This window comes from Tardiphaga sp. 619_E2_N8_4 (assembly GCF_051810905.1).
Lineage (GTDB): Bacteria > Pseudomonadota > Alphaproteobacteria > Rhizobiales > Xanthobacteraceae > Tardiphaga > Tardiphaga robiniae.
The window spans coordinates 2248091-2268538 of the sequence record NZ_JBPWQJ010000001.1; the positions used below are offsets into that span (position 1 = coordinate 2248091).

Annotated in this window: 17 protein-coding genes; all 17 read left to right on the top strand. The window is 59.9% G+C overall.

What is annotated here, in order from left to right; all coding sequences use genetic code 11:
- Window positions 1–4: 4 nt before the first annotated feature.
- Window positions 5–1450: a benzoyl-CoA 2,3-epoxidase subunit BoxB gene (gene boxB / locus AB8A23_RS10695; RefSeq protein WP_120286981.1), complete on the top strand. Its 1446-nt coding sequence runs from the start codon at window positions 5–7 to the stop codon at window positions 1448–1450.
- Between the two features lie 76 nt (window positions 1451–1526).
- A complete protein-coding gene (boxA, locus tag AB8A23_RS10700; RefSeq protein WP_120287978.1) occupies window positions 1527–2720 on the top strand; it encodes a benzoyl-CoA 2,3-epoxidase subunit BoxA in 1194 nt (397 codons plus the stop codon).
- A gap of 88 nt (window positions 2721–2808) precedes the next feature.
- Window positions 2809–4698, top strand: a complete 1890-nt coding sequence (locus tag AB8A23_RS10705; RefSeq protein WP_120286980.1) for a feruloyl-CoA synthase — start codon at window positions 2809–2811, stop codon at window positions 4696–4698.
- A 620-nt stretch (window positions 4699–5318) separates the two neighbouring features.
- Complete coding sequence (locus AB8A23_RS10710) at window positions 5319–6038, top strand: aspartate/glutamate racemase family protein (protein ID WP_120287977.1); 720 nt, start codon at window positions 5319–5321, stop codon at window positions 6036–6038.
- Window positions 6039–6113: 75 nt separating this feature from the next.
- The gene (locus AB8A23_RS10715; protein ID WP_120286979.1) at window positions 6114–6974 is read left to right on the top strand and encodes a VOC family protein; all 861 of its coding nucleotides are present in this window, start codon (window positions 6114–6116) and stop codon (window positions 6972–6974) included.
- On the top strand, window positions 6974–8095 hold the full coding sequence (locus AB8A23_RS10720) for a M14 family metallopeptidase (protein WP_120286978.1): 1122 nt from the start codon (window positions 6974–6976) through the stop codon (window positions 8093–8095). The genes AB8A23_RS10715 and AB8A23_RS10720 overlap by 1 nt, the downstream gene beginning before the upstream one ends.
- 21 nt (window positions 8096–8116) lie before the next feature.
- Window positions 8117–9130, top strand: coding sequence for a zinc-binding dehydrogenase (locus AB8A23_RS10725; protein WP_120286977.1), 1014 nt, complete (start codon window positions 8117–8119; stop codon window positions 9128–9130).
- The gene (locus AB8A23_RS10730) at window positions 9127–9561 is read left to right on the top strand and encodes a PaaI family thioesterase (RefSeq protein WP_199711956.1); all 435 of its coding nucleotides are present in this window, start codon (window positions 9127–9129) and stop codon (window positions 9559–9561) included. Before AB8A23_RS10725 ends, AB8A23_RS10730 begins: the two co-directional genes overlap by 4 nt.
- Window positions 9562–9651: 90 nt before the next feature.
- Window positions 9652–11226, top strand: coding sequence for an ABC transporter substrate-binding protein (locus AB8A23_RS10735; protein ID WP_439059813.1), 1575 nt, complete (start codon window positions 9652–9654; stop codon window positions 11224–11226).
- 14 nt (window positions 11227–11240) lie between these two features.
- The gene (locus AB8A23_RS10740) at window positions 11241–12209 is read left to right on the top strand and encodes an ABC transporter permease (RefSeq protein ID WP_093756970.1); all 969 of its coding nucleotides are present in this window, start codon (window positions 11241–11243) and stop codon (window positions 12207–12209) included.
- 3 nt (window positions 12210–12212) lie between these two features.
- The gene (locus AB8A23_RS10745) at window positions 12213–13058 is read left to right on the top strand and encodes an ABC transporter permease (RefSeq protein ID WP_120286975.1); all 846 of its coding nucleotides are present in this window, start codon (window positions 12213–12215) and stop codon (window positions 13056–13058) included.
- Window positions 13059–13065: 7 nt separating this feature from the next.
- Window positions 13066–14088: an ABC transporter ATP-binding protein gene (locus AB8A23_RS10750; RefSeq protein ID WP_439059812.1), complete on the top strand. Its 1023-nt coding sequence runs from the start codon at window positions 13066–13068 to the stop codon at window positions 14086–14088.
- Window positions 14066–15055, top strand: coding sequence for an ABC transporter ATP-binding protein (locus AB8A23_RS10755; protein WP_093756967.1), 990 nt, complete (start codon window positions 14066–14068; stop codon window positions 15053–15055). The genes AB8A23_RS10750 and AB8A23_RS10755 overlap by 23 nt, the downstream gene beginning before the upstream one ends.
- A 24-nt stretch (window positions 15056–15079) precedes the next feature.
- Window positions 15080–16588: a class I adenylate-forming enzyme family protein gene (locus AB8A23_RS10760; RefSeq protein WP_120286973.1), complete on the top strand. Its 1509-nt coding sequence runs from the start codon at window positions 15080–15082 to the stop codon at window positions 16586–16588.
- Window positions 16585–17346 (top strand): SDR family oxidoreductase, encoded by a 762-nt coding sequence (locus AB8A23_RS10765; protein ID WP_120286972.1) that lies wholly within the window; start codon window positions 16585–16587, stop codon window positions 17344–17346. Before AB8A23_RS10760 ends, AB8A23_RS10765 begins: the two co-directional genes overlap by 4 nt.
- Before the next feature lie 224 nt (window positions 17347–17570).
- Window positions 17571–18086 (top strand): Lrp/AsnC family transcriptional regulator, encoded by a 516-nt coding sequence (locus tag AB8A23_RS10770; protein WP_120286971.1) that lies wholly within the window; start codon window positions 17571–17573, stop codon window positions 18084–18086.
- 689 nt (window positions 18087–18775) lie between these two features.
- Complete coding sequence (locus AB8A23_RS10775; RefSeq protein WP_439059811.1) at window positions 18776–20431, top strand: GmrSD restriction endonuclease domain-containing protein; 1656 nt, start codon at window positions 18776–18778, stop codon at window positions 20429–20431.
- The last annotated feature ends 17 nt before the right edge of the window (window positions 20432–20448 follow it).

The window sequence follows — 20448 nt, forward strand, 5'->3', positions numbered from 1 at the left end:
AGTCATGAACATCATGAATGTCGACTACAGCACCAAGATTCCGAACAACGTGAATCTGGCCGAGGATCGCCAGGTGCTCAAGGCGCTGGAGGGATGGCATCCCGGCTATCTCGATTGGTGGAACGACATGGGGCCTGAAGGTTTTCAGGAATCCCTCGTTTATTTGCGCACCGCGATATCCGTCGATCCCAAAGGCTGGGCCAAGTTCGACTATGTGAAGATGCCTGAATATCGCTGGGGCGTGTTGCTGGCGCCGCAGGACACCGAGCGCAAGGTGAACTTCGGACGACATATGGGCGAACCCGCCTGGCAGGAAGTGCCCGGCGAATATCGCGCGATGCTCCGACGCCTCGTTGTCATTCAGGGTGACACGGAGCCAGCCTCGGTCGAGCAGCAGCGTCATCTCGGTCAGACCGCGCCGTCGCTCTACGACTTGCGCAACCTGTTCCAGGTCAATGTGGAGGAGGGCCGCCATCTCTGGGCGATGGTCTATCTGCTGCAGAAATATTTCGGCCGTGACGGCCGCGAGGAGGCCGACGATCTTCTCCGCCGCCGCTCGGGCGATGCCGATGCGCCGCGCATGCTCGGTGCGTTCAATGAGGCGACGCCGGACTGGCTGTCCTTCTTCATGTTCACCTTCTTCACCGACCGCGACGGCAAGATGCAGTTGGAGAGTCTGGCGCAATCCGGCTTCGACCCGCTGTCGCGGACCTGCCGCTTCATGCTGACGGAGGAGGCGCATCATATGTTCGTCGGCGAGACCGGCGTCGGGCGCGTGTTGCAGCGAACCTGCGAAGCGATGAAGGCGGCGGGGATCGAGGATCCTAACGCCATCGAGAAAATCCGTGCGCTCGGCGTGATCGACCTGCCGACCATGCAGAAGAAGATCAACCTGCACTATTCGCTGTCGCTCGACCTGTTCGGTTCGGAAGTTTCGACCAATGCCGCGAATTTCTACAATTCCGGACTGAAGGGCCGCTTCCAGGAGACCAAGATCGAGGATGATCACCAGCTCACCAACGACATCTATCAGGTCCTGAAATTCGTCGATGGCGAAATCAAGCTGGTCGACGAGCCGGCGCTGACCGCGCTCAACATGCGCCTGCGCGACGATTACACCGCGGATTGTGCCAAGGGCGTCGAGCGCTGGAACAAGATCATCGAGAAAGCCGGCGTCAATTTCCGCTTCGATCTGCCTCACACCGCGTTCCATCGCCAGATCGGTGAATTCCGCGATGTGAACGCTTCGCCGAAGGGCATCATCATGAGCGATGCCGCCTGGGCGAAAGCCAGGAACGACTATCTGCCGTCCGTTGACGACGGTGATTTCATCGCGTCGTTGATGACGGCGGTCAGCGAGCCCGGCAAGTTCGCCAGCTGGATATCGGCGCCGAAGGTCGGCATCGATAACAAGCCGGGCGACTTTGAATACGTAAAGATTGCGGCCTGAAACGAGCGGACGCGGCGGAGGGATTTCCAGTTCCCCCCGTCGCTGTCAGTCCTCGATGGCACGTGCGGGATTTGCCATGAACGCCCCTTTCAAACAGCATCTGATCGATCCGGAAATCTGCATCAGGTGTAACACCTGCGAGGAGAGCTGTCCGGTCGATGCGGTGACGCATGACGACAACAACTATGTCGTCAACGCAGAGATCTGCAATTACTGCATGGATTGCATCTCGCCGTGTCCGACCGGCGCGATCGACAACTGGCGTGTCGTCGCGGCGCCATATTCGCTCGACGAGCAGTTCTCCTGGAGTGACCTGCCGGCGCAGGAGGAGATCGCGGACAATAGCCCCGGGGCGGGCGCCATCGAGGCGCTCGAGGATGAGATCGGCGCGTTGCTCGAAGAAGCACGCAAAGGGCTGGGCGGCAAGCCCGTCGCGCCGCTGTCATCGAGCAAGGCGTCGGTCAATCTCTATAACCGCGGCAAGCCCGCGCTGGCCACGGTAACCGGCAATTTTCGACTCACCCATGCGACGGCCGACTCCGACGTGCGCCATATCATCCTGGATTTCGGCGAGCAGCCGTTTCCCATCCTTGAAGGCCAGAGCATCGGCATCGTCGTGCCGGGCTTGGGCGCGGACGGCAAGCCGCATCAGGTGCGGCTCTATTCGATCGCGAGTTCGCGCGATGGCGAGAAGCCGAACACCAACAATCTGGCGCTGACCGTGAAACGTGAGTCCGGCGGGCTGTGTTCGAATTACCTGTGCGATCTGCCGCGTGGCGCAAAGGTCGAAGTCACCGGGCCATTCGGTGCCACCTTCCTGCTACCGAACGATCCTTCGGCGAATGTTCTCATGGTCTGCACTGGCACGGGCTCTGCACCATTCCGCGGCTTCACGGAGCGCCGCCGGCGCGCGATGCCTGGCGCGCCCGGGCGGCTGCTCCTGTTCTTCGGTGCGCGCCGCCCCGAGGAGTTGCCCTATTTCGGTCCGCTGCAAAAGGTCCCAGAGGAGTTGCTGGGCAAGCACTTCTGCTATTCGCGCGTGCCGGGCGAGCCACGGATCTATGTGCAGGATCGTATTCGCAGCGAAGCAGCAGCGATCACATCGCTGCTGCGCGACGTGCAGACCCACGTCTATATCTGCGGGTTGAAAGGCATGGAAAGCGGCGTTGAAGAGGCCTTCGCCGATATTTGCCGCGCCGCGTCGATGGATTGGTCGGATCTGAAAGCGGCGATGCGCGGCGGTGGAAGATATCATGTCGAGACTTACTGATCGATGTTGCATCCGAACTGGCAACGACCGGTTCGACTGAACAGCCCGAATAAGAACAAAGACGGGTAAGTTGTGGGGGAGAGAAGCGATGGTTCTGGACCGCGACAATGCGGCTGGCTCAGGCAGTCCATTTTTTCTGACGCCGTCGGTTGACGCAGAACAGCGATCCGACGGTACGATCCTTCTTCGATCCGATACAGCACTGCGTTCCTATGCGCGTTGTGTCGGGGACTGGCTCGAACATTGGGCACAACAGGCATCGGAGCGGATCTTTCTGGCAGAGCGGTCCAGTCCGGATGTGCCTTGGGTGACGCTGAGCTATGCCGAGACGCTTCGGCGCGTGCGCAGCGCGGCTAGCTGGATTCTTGCACAGGAGATGAGTGCGCAGCGGCCCCTCGCAGTGCTATCGGACAACGGTATCGAGCATGCGGTTCTCGCCCTGGCAGCGATGCATGTCGGTGTGCCCGTCGCTGCGATTTCGCCGGCCTATTCGCTGATGTCGAAGGATTTCGAAAAGCTGCGTGGCGCGATTCAACTTCTCGATCCCGGTGCCATCTACGTCTCGAACCTGCATCAGTTCGGTCCGGCCCTCGCTGCGATAGGCCCGTTTCACACTGCCGCCATCATCGGCGGTGGCGCGGCTGCCGGGGCGGGATACTCATACGCCGATGTGATCACGACGCCGGTGAGCGCAGCGATCTATCATGCCTTCGCAGCGGTCGATGCCGATACGATCGCCAAGTTCCTGTTCACGTCGGGATCGACCGGCGCGCCGAAGGCGGTCATCAATACCCAGCGCATGCTGACCTCGAGCCAGCAGGCCAAGGCACAGACCTGGCCGTTTCTCGAAACTCAGCAGAGCGAACTCGTTCTTCTGGACTGGCTGCCATGGAGTCATACGTTCGGGGGAAATCACAATTTCAATATGGTGCTGCGCAACGGCGGAACGCTGTACATCGACAGCGGCAAGCCCGCGCCCGGATTGTTCGCGACGTCCATTGCCAATCTGCGCAGCGTCATGCCGACGGTCTATTTCAACGTGCCGCGTGGCTTCGACATGCTTATCGCAGCCCTGCGGAACGACGATGGGTTGCGAGCGCGATTCTTCAACGAGGTCAAGTTCGTCTTCTATGCCGGTGCGGCTCTGCCGCAGAGCACATGGTCGGCGCTGGAGACACTTTCCATCGAAACAATCGGGCGTCCGCTGCCGATGGTCTCTGCCTGGGGATCGACGGAAACATCGCCGCTTGCGACCGATTGTCATTTTCAGGCGCCAAGATCAGGCAATATCGGCGTGCCGATTCCCGGTACGGAGCTAAAGCTCGTACCATCTGACGGCAAGTTCGAGGTGCGGGTGCGCGGGCCCAATGTGACGCCGGGCTACTGGAAGGCGCCGGACCTCACCGCGAAAGCTTTTGATGCGGACGGCTTCTATCTGATCGGCGATGCCGTTGCATTTGGAGATCCGGCTCATCCCGAGCAGGGCTTGCTGTTCGACGGGCGCATCGCCGAGGATTTCAAGCTGACATCAGGCACATGGGTCAACGTCGGAACGCTGCGCGTGGCGGGAATCTCTGCATTGGCGCCGCTGGTTCAGGATATTGTCGTGGCCGGCCATGGCGGCGAGGATGTGCGCTTCCTTCTTGTTCCCAATCTGGCTGCCTGCCGCGCCGTGTCGGGCCTGCCGGAGTCAGCGAGCATCGATGCTGTGCTTGGCTGCGAAAATGTGCGTTCGTCCATAGGGGAAGGGCTCGCAAGACTGAAGGCAGCAGGCGGAGGGTCTTCCACCCATGCAACTTGCGCGCTGTTGCTGGCAGAGCCGCTATCTGTCGATGGCGGCGAAATTACTGACAAGGGCTACGTCAACCAGCGTGCCGTTCTGGCGCGCCGTCCAGTCGACGTCGAAGATCTGAACATAGGGGTCTCAGGTCGCCTGATAATCTGCGCGAGTGCCGAGCAATACGCCCGTCATGCCTAGGACGTTCAGAATCCGAACGATGCATCGGGATTAAAAAAATATCGCGTTGATGGAAGGCATCAAGTCGAACGACCACACGCAAGACTCAGCCGATGCGATCAACTGTCACATGCGGTGTCATGCCGTCGTCACACCCCAGCGCGGCCGCCGTGGTCAAATATGGCGCTCTTCCCCAGAGCACATGGACCGGCGCGAGGGCATTCGCGCGCTCCACGAGGTCGCCTTTCCCTCCAGGAGGCGACCTCGTTTGTTTCAGATGAACGGCTCATGCGGAGTGTTCGCGGAACGTGTCCGATCCGCATGCGTGTTAAGTGGCACTGAGTTCTACTCCTGGTGCAGACCGAACTCCGGCATTCTTCTCACACAGTGAGATTTCACGCGACACACACGGCAACTCCCGGCGCTGCACGTCGTTGCATCATTCTGGTCCGTCAGGGCCGAGCGAAGAAACGTTGATGCGGCGGAATGAAAAATTTGAAATCCTATTCCGCCGATCGCTCGAACTATGAAGTTTCATCTCAAGCAAACAGAGTATGATCGCTGCGATCCGCAATCGGATTGCGCGGCACCGATGCTATCGTTCCCGTCAAATACATCGACTGGAGAAGCGAGCAATGGTGATGCGGACGATAGGTTTGATTGGTGGAATGAGCTGGGAAAGTACTGCTGTTTACTACCGCCGGCTGAATGAGCAAGTCCGCACGGAGCTCGGTGGGCTCCACTCCGCGGATATTCTGATGCGCTCAATCAACTTCGATGCGATTGTGAGCCTGCAGAAGCAAGGGCGTTGGGACGAGGCCTGCCAGGTTCTTGCTGACATCGCCCGGGATCTGGAAGGAGGCGGTGCCGGTTGCATTCTGATCTGCACCAACACGATGCATAAGCTTGCCGACGAAGTGCAGCAGGCAGTGTCGATCCCGCTTCTTCATATTGCCGATGCGACTGGTGCTGCCGTGAAGGCTGCAGGGTTGCAGCGGCCGCTACTTCTGGCAACGCGCTACACGATGGAGCAGGACTTCTATGTGACGCGATTGCGCGAGGGGTTCGGGCTAGATCCCGTTATTCCGGCTGAGGCCGATCGTGTGTTCATTCACGACATCATCTTCGATGAACTATGCCAAGGCGTTGTTCGCGAGGATTCGCGCCGTCTCTATCTCGATGCGATTGCACGAGGAAAAGAGCACGGCGCTGACGGTGTAATTCTTGGTTGCACCGAGATATGTCTGTTGGTCGGCCCCGAGCACATCGATCTTCCCGTCTTTAATTCAACAATTCTGCACGCGGATGCGGCGCTGGCTTTTTCAATGTCGAAAGAAGAGCCGCGACCACGTGCTGCATGACATCGGCGTGATTGATCTTTGGATTGGCATCGATCTTGCTCGTCTCTCTAACCTGGAAGGCAATGAGGCTTTCGTATGAGTGATATGCGTACCGCGCAACGTAAGATCTCGCCGGTCCTCGACCACGTCGTCATTAACGTGATGGGCCAGCTTGATGAGGCTGCTGCGCAATATACTCGCCTCGGCTTTCAGTTGACGGAGCGCGGTCACCATACGCTCGGCTCCAGTAATAACCTGGCGATCTTCGGCACGAACTATCTCGAACTTCTCGGCTATTTGCCGGGGCGTGAAACGATGCGTGCAGATCTCTGGACACATCCGCCAGGATTGAGCGGTCTGGTTTTCAAGTCCGTCGATGCCGATCTGGTTTATGCGACACTGAAGGACAACGCTGTTCCCGTCATGGAGCCAATGAGCTTCGCGCGGCCGGTCGAATTGCCGGGCGGCGCCCAAGACGCGCGTTTCAAGGTCATCCGCGTGGCGGGCGACGAAGTGCAGAACGGCCGCACGTTCTTCTGCCACCATGATACGCCCGAACTGGTGTGGCGCCCCGAATGGCAGACGCATGCCAATGGCGCTACTGAAATCGTCGAATTTGTCATCGCCTCGCAGCAACCGGCGCGAACTGCAGCGCTCTATGAACGCATGTTCGGCGCACCGCTCCTGACGCCGACGGATGGCGGCTTTTCGTTCAGCGCCGGTGCCGCGACGATCTTCATACTCGATCCTGCAGCCGTGGCCGATCGCTACGTCGGGGCCGCGCTGGTCAGCCCGGATGGCACTGACCGCATGGTCGCGCTGGTGTTCAAGGTCGCGGCGCTCGACACGCCGCGCGCCGTATTCGATGCGGCCGGTGTTTCCTTCAAGCCCTATGCTGATGGCATCATCGTGTCGCATGCCGATGCAGCCAATGTCGCTCTGGGGTTCACGGCGTGATGGTAGCGCTCCCTAATGATTTCACCCGGAGTTTTGCGCTCGACTATGACGGCGCACGCGTGAAGTTTCGCAACGCTGCGAATGACGTCGGCGCCGCGTTGACCACCTACACCCATCCGGCGCTCAAGGGCCCGAATGGCCAGGATCTGTGCATCGACGTGGCGCGGCTCGGCGATCCGCGCGCAGCTTCGCAACTGGTGATCCTGAGCGGTACGCACGGCCTCGAAGGCCTCAGCGGTTCGGCGGCGCAGATCGGTTGGATGCAGAGCAATTTTGCACGCGCCCTTCCGCGCGGCGTGTCGCTTCTCTTCGTTCACGCGATCAATCCCTACGGCTTTGCCTGGGGTACGCGGACCACTGAAAACAATGTCGATCTCAATCGCAACTTCATCGATTTCGCCGCTCCCCGTCCGGCCAACCCGGGCTATGCGAAGCTCTATCCGCATCTGCTTCCGGAGGACTGGACGCCGGCAGCCCTGCAGATCTACGCCGACGCCGTCGAATCTTTCAAGGACGCGCATGGAGACGACGGTCTGTTCGACACGCTGGCGCGCGGGCAGTACGATTTTCCGGATGGTTCCAATTATGGCGGCGACGGGCGCGAGTGGTCCAATCTGACTCTGGAGACCATTGTCGCCGATCATCTCGGCGCGGCCGAGCGCGTCGGCTTTATCGATTGGCATACAGGCATCGGCGATTTCGGCGAGTCCTTCTTCCTGTGCTTCAACCCTGAAGGCGGCGCGCTTCATGCGGAAGCCGTGCGCTGGTGGGGGCGTGACCGCATCGTCGGCCAGAAGCCGAACAATTTTACGCGGCCCAATTATCAGGGACTCGTGTTTCACGGCATGACCAGGTTCCTCGGCGAGCGACCGATGGTCGGCGCAGTAATCGAATTCGGTACGCGCGGTACCAAGGTTCGTCGCGCCTTGCAGCTCGATCTCTGGCTGAAGTTCAAGGCCGAGAAAGACAGCGAGCGCGTTCGCATGCTGCGCGCAGACCTGCACGATTGCTTCGTGCCCGTGTCGTCGCACTGGCGTGAAGAGACCACAGAACGAGCCATTTCCATCACTCAACAGGCGGTAGAGGGGTTAGCAAGCTGGTCCCTCTCCGCCGCAGCCTGAACCAACGGAGCGAGGTAGATCATGCGAGCAGTTGTCCTTCACGAACACGGCGATAACGATAAGCTGCAATTCACGGCGGATTATCCGACGCCGAAAGCGGGCGAGGGCGACGTTGTCATCCGCGTGCGGGCATCGTCGATCAACTATCACGACGTCTTCACCCGCCGGGGTATGCCCGGCATCAAGGTGCCGCTGCCTGTCATCATTGGTCTCGACGTGGTCGGCGAGATCACCGAACTTGGCGCGGGCGTCACCGGCTGGAACATCGGTGATCGCGTGCTGATCGATCCCGTCAACCGCGTCGAAGGCGGCCTGATGGGCGAGACCCAGGACGGCGGCCTCGCCGAATTCTGCCGCGCCAAGGCGCATCAGCTCGTCAAGATTCCGGAAGGCGTCAGCTTTGAGCAGGCGGCCGCGCTGCCGGTCGCCTATGGCACCGCTATTCGCATGATGAACACCATCGGCCAGATCAAGGCCGGCGAGAAGGTTCTGATCCTTGGCGCCAGCGGCGGCGTCGGCGTGTGCTGTGTCCAGCTCGCCAAGCTGGCCGGCGCCTACGTGATCGCCTGTGCCGGCAGCGAGGAGAAGGGTAAGCGTCTCACCGAACTCGGCGCGGACGAGATCATCCTCTACACGCAGTCCGACTTCATGAAGACGATCTATGAGCGCCACGGCAAGCCACATCGCCGGCGCTTCGTCGAAGGCGGCGGTGTCGATGTGGTCGTCAACTTCACCGGCGGCGATACCTGGGTCAAATCGCTGCGCTGTCTGAAGCTCGGAGGCCGCATTCTGACTTGCGGGGCGACTGCCGGCTACTCGCCTACTGAAGATCTTCGCTTCATTTGGACCTTCGAACTGGAGATCAAGGGCTCCAACGGCTGGGAACGTGACGATATCACAAAACTGTTCGATCTCGTCGCAGCCAAGAAGCTGCAGGTACTGATCGACAAGACCTATCCGCTGGAAGAAGCGAAGGAAGCTGTGCGCGTCATCGAGGACCGTGCGGTATTCGGCAAAGTCGTGGTGACGCCGTGAGCAAGCCCGACGTCAAGACGCTGACGGCCCCTGAGATTCAGCAAATGCTGGACGTGTCGCCGTTCAATCTGTTCCTCGGCCTTGAGGTGATTAAGGCCGATCCTGCAACGCAGGAAGTGACGATGCGGTCGCCGATGCGGCCGGAATTCGAACGCCGACCGGGCTCCAAGCAATGGCATGGCGGCGTCATTGCCTCGGTCATCGACACCGTCGGCGATTTCGCCGTCGGCATGATGGTCGGGCGCGGCCTTCCGACCGTGAACTTCCGGGTCGATTACCTGAAGCCGGCTGTCGATACCGCCTTGGTCGCCGTGTCGCGGGTGCGCCGTGCCGGCAAGAGCGTCGGTGTCGCTGACGTCGATGTGTTTGACGAAAAGGGGGCGCTGCTCGCCATCGGCCGCGGCACCTATTCGACGCTTGAAGCAAAATAATAGCAGGGCCGGGCGGCGCACGATGGCGGACCGGTTCCTGTCTGCAACAAAGGAAGAACAATGAGCGGTTTTAGCAGACGTGATTTTTTGATGACAACGGCCGGTGCTGCTTTAGCCTCCGGCTTTGCCGGTTCTTCCAAGGCGGCAACCGGGGCGCCGAAGCGCGGCGGCACGCTGGTCGGCACATGGGGCGGATTTGAGCCGCAATCGCTGTTCGTTCCAGCGGGTGGCGGCTCCAGTCCGTATTTCACGTCGACCAAGGTGTTCGAGCGGCTGATCCGCCTGACCGCCGATCTCAAATTCGAACCGGTGCTGGCTCTCGGGATCGAACCGGCAGAGGATTTCCGCAGTTACACGATCAAACTACGTCCGAACGTCACTTGGCATGATGGCAAGCCGCTGACCTCGGATGATCTGGTCTTCAATGCGATCCAGTATTGGAAGCCGATCTCCGCTGGCGTCACGCTCGATGCTCTGCTGACCGCGGAGGCCGTGGATCCGCTGACCGTGGTGCTGAAATTCAAAGTGCCGGTGCCAGAGTTCTTCCTCAAATCCGTGCTGGCAGGCAAGGCCGGTCTTGTTATTCCCAAGCATATCTATGACGGGTCGAACATCATTACCAACCCGATCAACAACACGCCGATCGGCACCGGTCCTTTCAAGGTCAAGGAGTGGGTGCGCGGCAGCCATGTCGAATATGCCCGCAATGACAATTACTGGAATTCGGGCCTGCCCTATCTCGACAAGCTGGTGATCCGCTGGTGGCGAGATCCGGCGTCGCGGGCGGCTGCGTTCGAGGCCGGCCAGCTTGACATAGGCACGTTCAATCCGATCCCTGCGCCGGACATCGCGCGCCTGACGGCAACCAAGAAGTTCGTCGCCGAGACCAAAGGCTATTCGAACTCGGCGTGGATCACGAGCGTCGAGTTCAATCAGCGTCGCGAGATCTTCAAGAAGCGCGAGGTGCGTCAGGCCCTGCTTCATGCGATCGACCGCAGCTTCATCGCGGATACGGTTTTCTTCGGTCGCGCGCGCCCCTCGCTTGGCGCTCTCCATTTCTCGAATTCGATCTTCTTCACCAAAGACGTCCAGGATTATCCGTTCGACGTCAAGAAGGCTGCCGCGTTGCTCGATGCTGCCGGCTATCCGGTGAAGGCCGGTTCGCGCTTTAAGATGAGCCTGGTATCGGCCGGGTGGTTCGAGGAAAACGTCAAGATCGGTCAGTACCTGAAGCAGGCTTTCGAGGACGTCGACATCACCGTCGACCTGGCTATCCCCGATCGCGCGACCTCGCTGAAACGCATCTACACCGACTATGACTATGACGTCGCGGTATCGAACAATTCAGCCAGCATCGAGCCGATCCCGCAGACAACGCAATACTACACTACCGATGGTATCGTGAAAGGGGCAGCCTTCCGCAACGCCACCGGCTATTCCAATCCGAAGATGGACGAGACCGTCAGCAAGATGGTGATCGAGACCGATGAGAAGAAGCGCGTATCCCTGGTGCACGAGTTCGACAAGCTCGCAGCGAGCGACGCGCCGGTCCTTCCGATGGTCGACCTTGAACCCGTGACGATCGCTCGTTCTGACGTTCGCGATCATTCGCTAACCGCGGACTTCATGGGCGAAAGCTGGGCCGAGGTCTGGCTGGACCGCTGAGAGCGGAGGCAAACGTGCGTCGCATCATCATCCGCAGGCTCGTGCAAATCATCCCGTTGATCTTTGCGGTCATCGTGATGAACTTCGTGCTGATCCATCTGGCGCCGGGGAGTCTGTTCGACGTGATGACGTCCGAACAGCAGATCACCGACCCGAAGATGCTGGATCAGCTGCGTCACACCTACGGCGTCGATCAGCCGGTGTCGGTGCAGCTTGCCAAATATATCTGGTCGGTGATGCGGCTCGATCTCGGCTATTCGTACCGGCAGAACGCGCCGGTGTTTGATGTGATCATGCAACAGCTTCCAGCGACCTTGATCCTGATGCTGGCGGCAATCGGAATTGCTTTGCTCGTTGGCGTCACGGCCGGCGTGCTGGCGTCGATCAAGGTCAACACGATCTGGGATAATCTGATCTCGCTCGGTGCGGTATTCTTCTTCGCCGCGCCGAGCTTCTGGCTCGGCATCATGATGACGGTGATGTTCGCGGTGAAGCTCGGCTGGTTTCCGGTCGGCGGCATGCGCACCATTGGTGTCGACGAAAGTGCATTTGGTGCCGTGCTGGACGTCATGCATCATCTCGTCCTGCCCGCAACGGCACTGGGACTGTTCTACGCCGCGACCTTCGCGCGCGTGATGCGAGCCTCAATGTTGGAGGTGGCCCGGCTGGATTTCGTGCGGACGGCGCGTGCCAAAGGCCTGTCTGGCGGTCGCGTGGTCATGGCGCATGTGATGCGCAACGCGATGTTGCCGATCGTCACGCTGCTCGGATTGCAGCTCGGCACCATGCTCGGCGGCAGCGTCGTCATCGAGGCCGTGTTCAGTTGGCCCGGCATTGGCAGCCTTCTGTTCGACAGCGTGATGAGTCGCAATTTTCCAATGGTGCTCGGCGTGCTCGTCCTCGGCTCGCTGCTGGTCGCGGTCTGCAATGCCACGGTCGACCTGCTGTATCTGCGGCTCGATCCCCGGATCAAGGCGAGGTAGGTCATGATCGCTCTCTTCATCGATTTCGCCCGGCGTTTCGCCCGCAACCGTGCGGCGTTGGTGGGACTGTTCCTGGTGCTTGTCGTGATCGGCGTCGCCATCGCAGCGCCATGGTGGTTTCCGCGCAATCCGTTGCGCATTGTCGGCCGTCCTGAAATCTGGCCATTCGTGTCATCGCGCTATCCGCTCGGGACGGACTCGCTCGGGCGCGACATCGCGGCGATGACGGCCTATGGCGCGCGCACCACTCTCCTGATCGGCCTCTGCGCCAGCCTAACCGCCACCATCATCGGCATCACTGTTGGCGCCACCGCAGCCTATGTCGGCGGCTGGGTCGACGAGCTGTTGATGCGCCTGACCGAATTGTTCCAGACCATCCCGAACCTGATCTTCGTGCTGACGATCGTATCGATCCTCGGGCAGAAGATCGAATATGTCACCATCGCCGTGGGTGTGGTGACCTGGACGCCGATCGCGCGGCTGACGCGTGCAGAGTTCATGTCGCTGCGCGACCGCGAATTCGTGCAGGCCTGCCGGGCCATGGGGATGGGCAGTCTGCGGATCATGTTCGGCGAGATCCTGCCGAATGCGTTGCCGCCGGTGATCGTGCTGTCGTCGCTGGTCGTTGCGGGCGCCGTTCTGTTCGAGTCCGCTGTAGCATTCCTCGGGCTCGGCGATCCCAATGTCACCAGTTGGGGACAGCTGATCGGGGACGGCCGGACGCTCATTCGCTCGTCCTGGTACATCTGCGCAGTGCCGGGTCTTGCGATCATGCTCACTGTGCTGGCGCTCAACCTTGTAGGCGACGGTCTCAACGATGCGCTTAACCCCAAGCTGCGGGACCGCTGAGATGATCATGGGCAGCAAAGCCGGTCCAACGCCAATCCTCTCCATTGAGAACCTGCAGGTATCGTTGTTCACCCGCCGCGGCGTATTGCCTGCGGTCGATGGCCTGTCGCTGACGGTCTCGGCCGGCGAGACGCTGGCCATCGTCGGTGAATCCGGCTGTGGCAAGTCGCTGACGGCGCTGGCGATCATGCGGTTGTTGCCGAACCCGCCCGCAAAGATCGTCGGGGGCGCCGTCCGCTTCATGGGGCGTGATCTCGCTGCCATGTCCGAGCGCGAGATGCAGCGGGTTCGCGGCAAGGACATCTCGATGATCTTCCAGGATCCGATGACATCGCTGAACCCTGTGGTCGCGGTCGGGGATCAGCTGATCGAGGCAATCAGGCGCCACAATGACGTGTCGCGTCACGAGGCGAGAGACCGCGCGGTCGAGTTGCTGCGCCGGGTGCGTATCCCGGATGCGGAACGCCGCTTCAACGATTATCCGCACCAGATGTCTGGTGGCATGAGCCAGCGTGTCATGATCGCCATGGCGATTGCTTGTGGGCCAAAGCTCCTGATCGCCGACGAGCCGACCACTGCGCTCGACGTTACTATCCAGGCGCAGATCATCGAACTGATGAAGGAGTTGCAGTCCTCATCCGATATGGGCCTTATGATTATCACCCATGATCTCGGCGTGGTTGCCGAAGTCGCCGACCGGGTGGCCGTGATGTATGCCGGCCGCAAAGTCGAGGAAGCGCCGGTGGAGGCTTTGTTCGAGCGGCCGCTGCATCGCTACACGCGGGGGCTGCTGGGGGCGACGCCGTCGGCACAGCGCCGACGTGGCAGTCGTCTCGTCGAAATTACGGGCAACGTGCCGGCGCTGTCCGATTTGCCGCAGGGCTGCGCCTTCCAGAACCGTTGTCCCGATGTACTCGATCGCTGCCGTGCCGAGCGACCACAGCTGGCGCCGTTGCTACCGCACCGTTCCGCCGCCTGTTTTGCTGCCGAGAAGGAGTTATCGCGCGATGCCGCTACTATCGGTGCTTAGTCTCTGTGTCCAATACCAGAGCGCACAGGGCGTCGTGCGGGCGGTCGACGATGTGAGTTTCGACCTGGAGCCCGGCGAGACTGTCGGGCTGGTAGGGGAATCCGGCTGCGGCAAGTCCACGCTCGGCAAGGCGATCATGCGCCTGGTGCCGACGTCCGACGGACGCGTCTTCCTCGATGGTGACGATGTCACGCGGATGCAGGCAGGCGCGTTGAAGGCCTCGCGGAAGTCGATGCAGATGATCTTCCAAGATCCTTATGGATCGCTCAATCCACGCCACGACGTCGGCACCATCGTCGGGCAACCGCTCAGCGTCGCCGGCTGGTCGCGCCGTGATATCAAGGATCGTGTCATTGAGCTGATGGGACAGGTGGGCCTACCGGCCGATGCGATGCGGCGCTATCCGCATGAGTTCTCTGGCGGCCAGCGCCAGCGTCTCGGCATTGCGCGTGCACTTGCGCTCAAGCCCAAGGTAATCATCTGCGACGAGCCGGTATCTGCGCTGGACGTTTCGGTGCGCGCGCAGGTCATCAATCTGCTTGAGGACCTGCAGCAGGCAACGGGCGTGTCGTATCTGTTCATCTCGCACGATCTCTCGGTCGTCGAGCATATTTCGGACCGGCTGATCGTGATGTATCTCGGTCGGATCGTCGAAACAGGCCGCAGCGAGGACGTCTGGGATAGACCGGCGCATCCTTATACGGAGGCATTGCTTGCCGCCGCGCCGATCGCCGATCCGCGCACCGCACGCAGCCGCACCCGCAGCGTGCTGCAGGGTGAGTTGCCCAGCCCGCTCAATCCGCCGCCAGGCTGCAGCTTCAATACGCGCTGCCCCTACGCTCAGGCGCTTTGCCGCGAGGAGCGACCGATGCTGCGCGATGTCTCCGATGGCCGCAAGGTGGCCTGTCACTACGATCTGCTTGAACAACCCGCGGCGCTGCCGCGTGTCGCGCGGGTGGCCAATTGAGTTCTCAGAAGTGGAGCATTGCCAATGCGGTGGAATAATCTCGGTGACCTGATCGATCGCAGCGGTGACCTTGATCGGGAGGCGGTCATCGATCTGATCGATCCCGCGCATCCCAGGCGCTACACGCACCGTCAGATCGACGAGATGGCAAACGGGGTCGCCCAGTATCTTGTCGATAGTGGTTACAAGCGCGGCACGCATGTCGCGATCCTGTCGCTTAATCGCGCCGAATACATCATGTGCTATTTCGGCATCATGCGCGCCGGATGCATCGCTGTTCCGGTCAATATCAAGGCTGCGCGCGATACGGTCGATTTTGTGATGGACGACGCGAAGATCGCGCTGGCCTTCGTCGACAACGCCAATCGGCCGATGGTGCGCGACGACATTCCCGTCATCAATTTCGACGATAACGGCCCAAGCGGCTTTGCTACGACCATCAAGCCTGCCTCGTTCACCGCCGTCGAGACGACGCGGGAAGAGGTCGGGCAGATGCTCTACACCTCCGGCTCCACCGGCCGCCCCAAAGGCGTACCGCTATCGCATTACGGCCAGCTTTGGGCGATCTCGACGCGGACCAGCGGTGCGCTCAATCAGGATGATCGCTACATCATCGCGCAGCCGCTGTTTCACATGAATGGCCTGTTCGCTATCAAAACGATCTTCGCTCAGAATGCGTCTGTGGTGGTGCTGCTGTCGTTCGAGACCCGCAGCTATATTGAGGCCATCGCCAAGTACAAGGTGACCGCCGCCACGGCCGTTCCCACCATGTGGGCTCGTGTCGTCAAGGAAACGGAACTGCTAGCGAAGAATGATATCACCTCGGTTCGTCGCCTGATGCTTGGGTCGGCGCCGATGACCATGGGTCTGTGGGACAGGATCAAGCAGGCGCTGCCGAACGTCGTAATGACGATGGGCTATGGTACGACTGAAGCAGGGCCGGCCGTGTTCGGTCCGCATCCCGACAAGATTCCGACGCCGCCTTTGGGGCTAGGTTATCCGATCCGTCTGGAAGATGTCCGGCTCGTCAATGGTACCGAGAATGAAGGCGTGCTGTTGATGCGGAATCCAGCAGTGCTGGATCACTATCACAATCTGCCGCAGCAGACCGCCAAGGTGCTGACCGATGGTTGGTATTACAGTGGCGATGTGATGCGCCGCGATGCCAACGGCTTCTATTTCTTCGTAGGCCGTGCCGACGACATGTTTGTCTGCTCCGGCGAAAATATCTATCCGGGCGAAGTCGAAAAGCTGTTGGAGCGTCACCCGCAGATCCAGCAGGCGGCAGTAGTGCCGTTGCCCGACGAGGAACGGAGCCAGGTGCCGGTTGCGTTTATTGTCACGCGCGAGCAGCCCACGCCGAGCTTCGACGACATCCGTCAGTTTGCGATCGCCAATGGTCCGGCATATCAGCACCCGCGGCGGGTTGAGTTCGTCCACGAACTGCCTTGGGCGGGCACGAACAAGATCGATCGCAAGGCGCTGATCGACAGGGCGCGGAGCCTGGAAGCCAGTCACGGCTGGTCCGCATGAGCGGGCTGGCAGGAAAAATCGTGCTGGTCACTGGCGCGAGTCGGGGGATCGGTCAGGCGATCGCGCTTCGCCTGGCGAAGGATGGCGCAACCGTTGCGGTTCATTACAACGCCTCGGTCGATGCCGCGAATGCGACGGTGACGGCCATCTCCGCCGCTGGCGGCAATGCCTTTGCCATCAAGGCCGATCTCTCGGAACGCGGTGGCGCAGCCGCCTTGGCCGCGGATTTTGGCGCCGAACTGACCGAGCGCCATGGCAGCCCTGCATTCGACATTCTCATTAACAACGCAGGCGTCGGAAAACGCGCGACCATTGAGGATATTTCCGAGGACGACTTCGATCTTCTGCTGCAGACCAATCTGAAATCGCCGTTCTTTCTGATCAAGGCACTGATGCCGCATCTGCGTAATGGCGGACGTATCATCAATATCTCGTCGATGGGGACGCGTTCGGCCTATCCGACCATGGCCGCCTATGCGCCGGCCAAAGCGGGTCTGGAAGCGCTGAGCCGCTTGCTCGCCGTTCATCTCGGCGGTCGACAGATCACGGTGAATTCCGTGATGCCCGGTGCGACGGCGACGGACATGAACATCGTCGCGCGCGATCCGGTGGCCAGCCGCGCAGTGGCTGAGACAATCGCGCTCGGCCGGGTCGGGCAACCCGACGATATCGCAAGGGTCGTCGCCTTTCTCGCGTCGGACGAAGCGGGCTGGGTCACTGGCCAGCAGATCGATGCGAGTGGTGGCCAGCGGCTGTAAGAGGCCACGCGTTCAATCAACGCGTCGATATCACGACACACGGTGGCGAATTCATCTTGGCGCTGCGTCAGCGGAGGCGTCACTTTTGACGCCAGCCTGCTGCTCGAATGCGCAGCGATGATAATTGTTTATGCTCGCGAACTTTCAAATCTCGCAATAGCATTGCGTCACGATGGCAATGAACGGCAGAAATATTCTGCGTACACCCTTCATCGGAGGTCACAATGCTCGACGAGCTCGACCGCAAAATTCTCGCGGCACTCCAGGTAGACAGCAGCCTTTCCATGCAGGATCTGGCTGATCGTGTTGGCCTGAGTTCCACGCCGTGTTGGCGTCGCATCCAGAAGCTCGAAAGCTCTGGCTACATCAAGCGACGCGTTGCACTTCTCGATGCAGACAAGCTGAATTTGGGTGTCAGCGTTTTCATCGCCGTGCGAACGAACCAGCATAACGCGGAGTGGGTTCAGCGTTTCCGGAAAATCGTCGTCAGCTTCCCCGAGGTGGTCGATTTCTATCGCCTGAGCGGCGACGTGGATTATCTGATCCGGGCTGTGGTCTCGGACATCCGGGCCTACGACGATCTTTATCAGCGGCTGATCGCCAAGATTGATCTGCATGATGTGTCGTCAATGTTCACGATGGAGCAGATCAAGTCGACGACCGAATTGCCACTCATGAATGCTTTGGTGAAGCAGGGGCGGGGCGATATATCTTTGGCGGCGCATTCCCTGTCACATTGAGATGCCGCGGCTCCGAAGCTGCCGCATGGAGTGTAATCGTTCGTGTGCTGCGGGTAGCACCGTTCCACGATTTCCGGCTAGAGCGGTACGTGCCGGCCGATCGCATCTTCTTCTTCTACGGTTCGAGGGGGTCGGCAGAGGCATTATGTGCGCCAAACGAAAAACCCGCCGGTTAGGGCGGGATTCAGCGGTCATCTCGATTTTGGTCCATCATTCAAAGCCACAAGCGTACCGCCCCCGCGAAGGGGGCTGTTTCAAGTTCGTTTGAGTCCGGTGATATGGCTGCTTATGCCGAGCGATTGGAACGGGCAGGGAACAGAGCCCCGGATGTTCCCGTATTGAACCGCGATTCGCGTTCTGTTCTACCGCGAGGTGCCTGATTGTCAGGCCCCTCGGTCCGGAGAGCTTATTGATTTAACAGGGGAAAATGGTGCTGCCAGACAGGATTGAACTGTCGAAATAAGCACCTTACCCGTTGATTACATTAAGCTTTTTAGCGTCGCTCGGGCTTGTTGTGTAGCAGCGTCGTGGGCAGTTGTCACCTTTATGATGCTGATTCAATCGCTCTCACTATAGAGGCTCAGTTCGATCGAACGCTGAATGCTGGGGATGTCACCGCGCAAAGCAGTGGGCTCGCTCCAACTGACCCGTATAAGGTGCATGAAATTGATTCTACAAAGCGAGCGAGCATGGCGAAGCTACCTGATTCGACTGCCCAGACTAGCGCCACCATCGTCGTTCCATCCCGAGCCCCAGAACCAACGGTTGACCGCATTGAGGAGCTCGCAGGGCGCATCTTGCGGGGCGACATCCTCCTTCCCAAGTTCCAGCGCGACTTCGTGTGGGAAAAGCACCAGATCATCGACTTGCTTGATTCAATCGCCAACAATTATCCGATAGGAAGCGTTCTTCTGTGGCGAAGTCGCGAGCTCTTGAGAAGCGAACGGAGCATTGCGGACCTTGAGATAGCTCCGACACAGCAAGACTACCCGGTGAACTATCTGCTCGACGGACAGCAACGGCTCTCGACGATCTGCGGAGCTTTGTACTGGCAGGGCGGCAATCCGAATAGTCGCTGGAACCTCGCATTCGATCTGCGAGAGAAGACGTTCCTTCACCTGACAACATCGGACGATCCGCCGCTGCATCATTTGCGCCTCAACAAGCTCACTGATCCATCCGCGTACTTCAAGCATGTCTCCAGCCTCAGCACGCTGCAAGCTAGCGACGTAACCACATTGGAGAAGAACGCGAAGGAGTTGTTCGACCGCTTCAAGGACTACAAGGTCGCCACAGTGACATTGCATGAAATGTCGATTGAAGCCGTAGCGCCCATCTTCGAACGCATCAACAGCAGGGGCACTCCCCTGACCATCGTTGACCTCATGCGTGCCGCAACGTGGAGCGAGACATTCGACCTGATCGACGCGATCACCAGCATCAATGACGAGCTTTCAGCCAAGTATTTTGGAGGTATTGAACGCAAAGCGATCCTGCGCAGCATCTCGGCAGCAGCCGGTGGAGGCTTCTCGGAGGCGAGCATTGACCTGCTACGAAAGCACTCTTCGGATGAACTTGAAGCCGCCGTTGTTGCCACCAAAGATGCGTTCAGTCGTGCCGTAGACTTTATGACGACCGAGCTTCACATTCCGTCCGATAAGCAGGTCCCCTACGTCAATCAGGTTGTCGTTCTTGCGGAGGTCTTCCGCCTCATCAAGCATTTCACCCCTGAGCAACTCGCGGCAGTGAGGACGTGGTTCTGGCGAACGGCGGTCGCGGGTTACTTCGGCGGCTGGAATACGGGCAATATGAGCTCGGATCAAAAGGCAGTCCAACTATTCGCAGCGGGGCGGGCGAGCACCATCGATAGCGTCGTCCAAGACCCCGGCCCAGGCATCTGGAGCGCACAGCAGTTTCGGTCGAATGCGGCGCATTCCAAGATCCTTATACTGTTGCTGGCATTCACTAAGCCCACCGACCTCCTGACTTCACAAAAGATCGACACGGGAGATGCCCTGTTCCACGGCAACACCAAGGAGTTTCACCACTTCTTCCCGAGAGACTACCTTGTCAAGAACAAGGGCGTGGCAGTGCGGAAGGCGAATGTCCTTGGCAATTTCGTGATGCTGACCGCAGCGAGCAACAAGCGCATCACTAACCGTGCCCCCTCGGACTACCTCAAGGAGGTTGTGCAGGCGCTTGGTTCAAAGCTTAACGAGGTGCTGGCGTCTAACCTGGTTTCTCCTGAGGCGTTCCAGGCAGCAATGAATGACGACTACGATGCCTTCTTAGGTGAGCGTGCCAAGACGATAACCGCGGCCGTATCCAACCTTACCGGCTGGTAACTCTCCATCAATGCAAG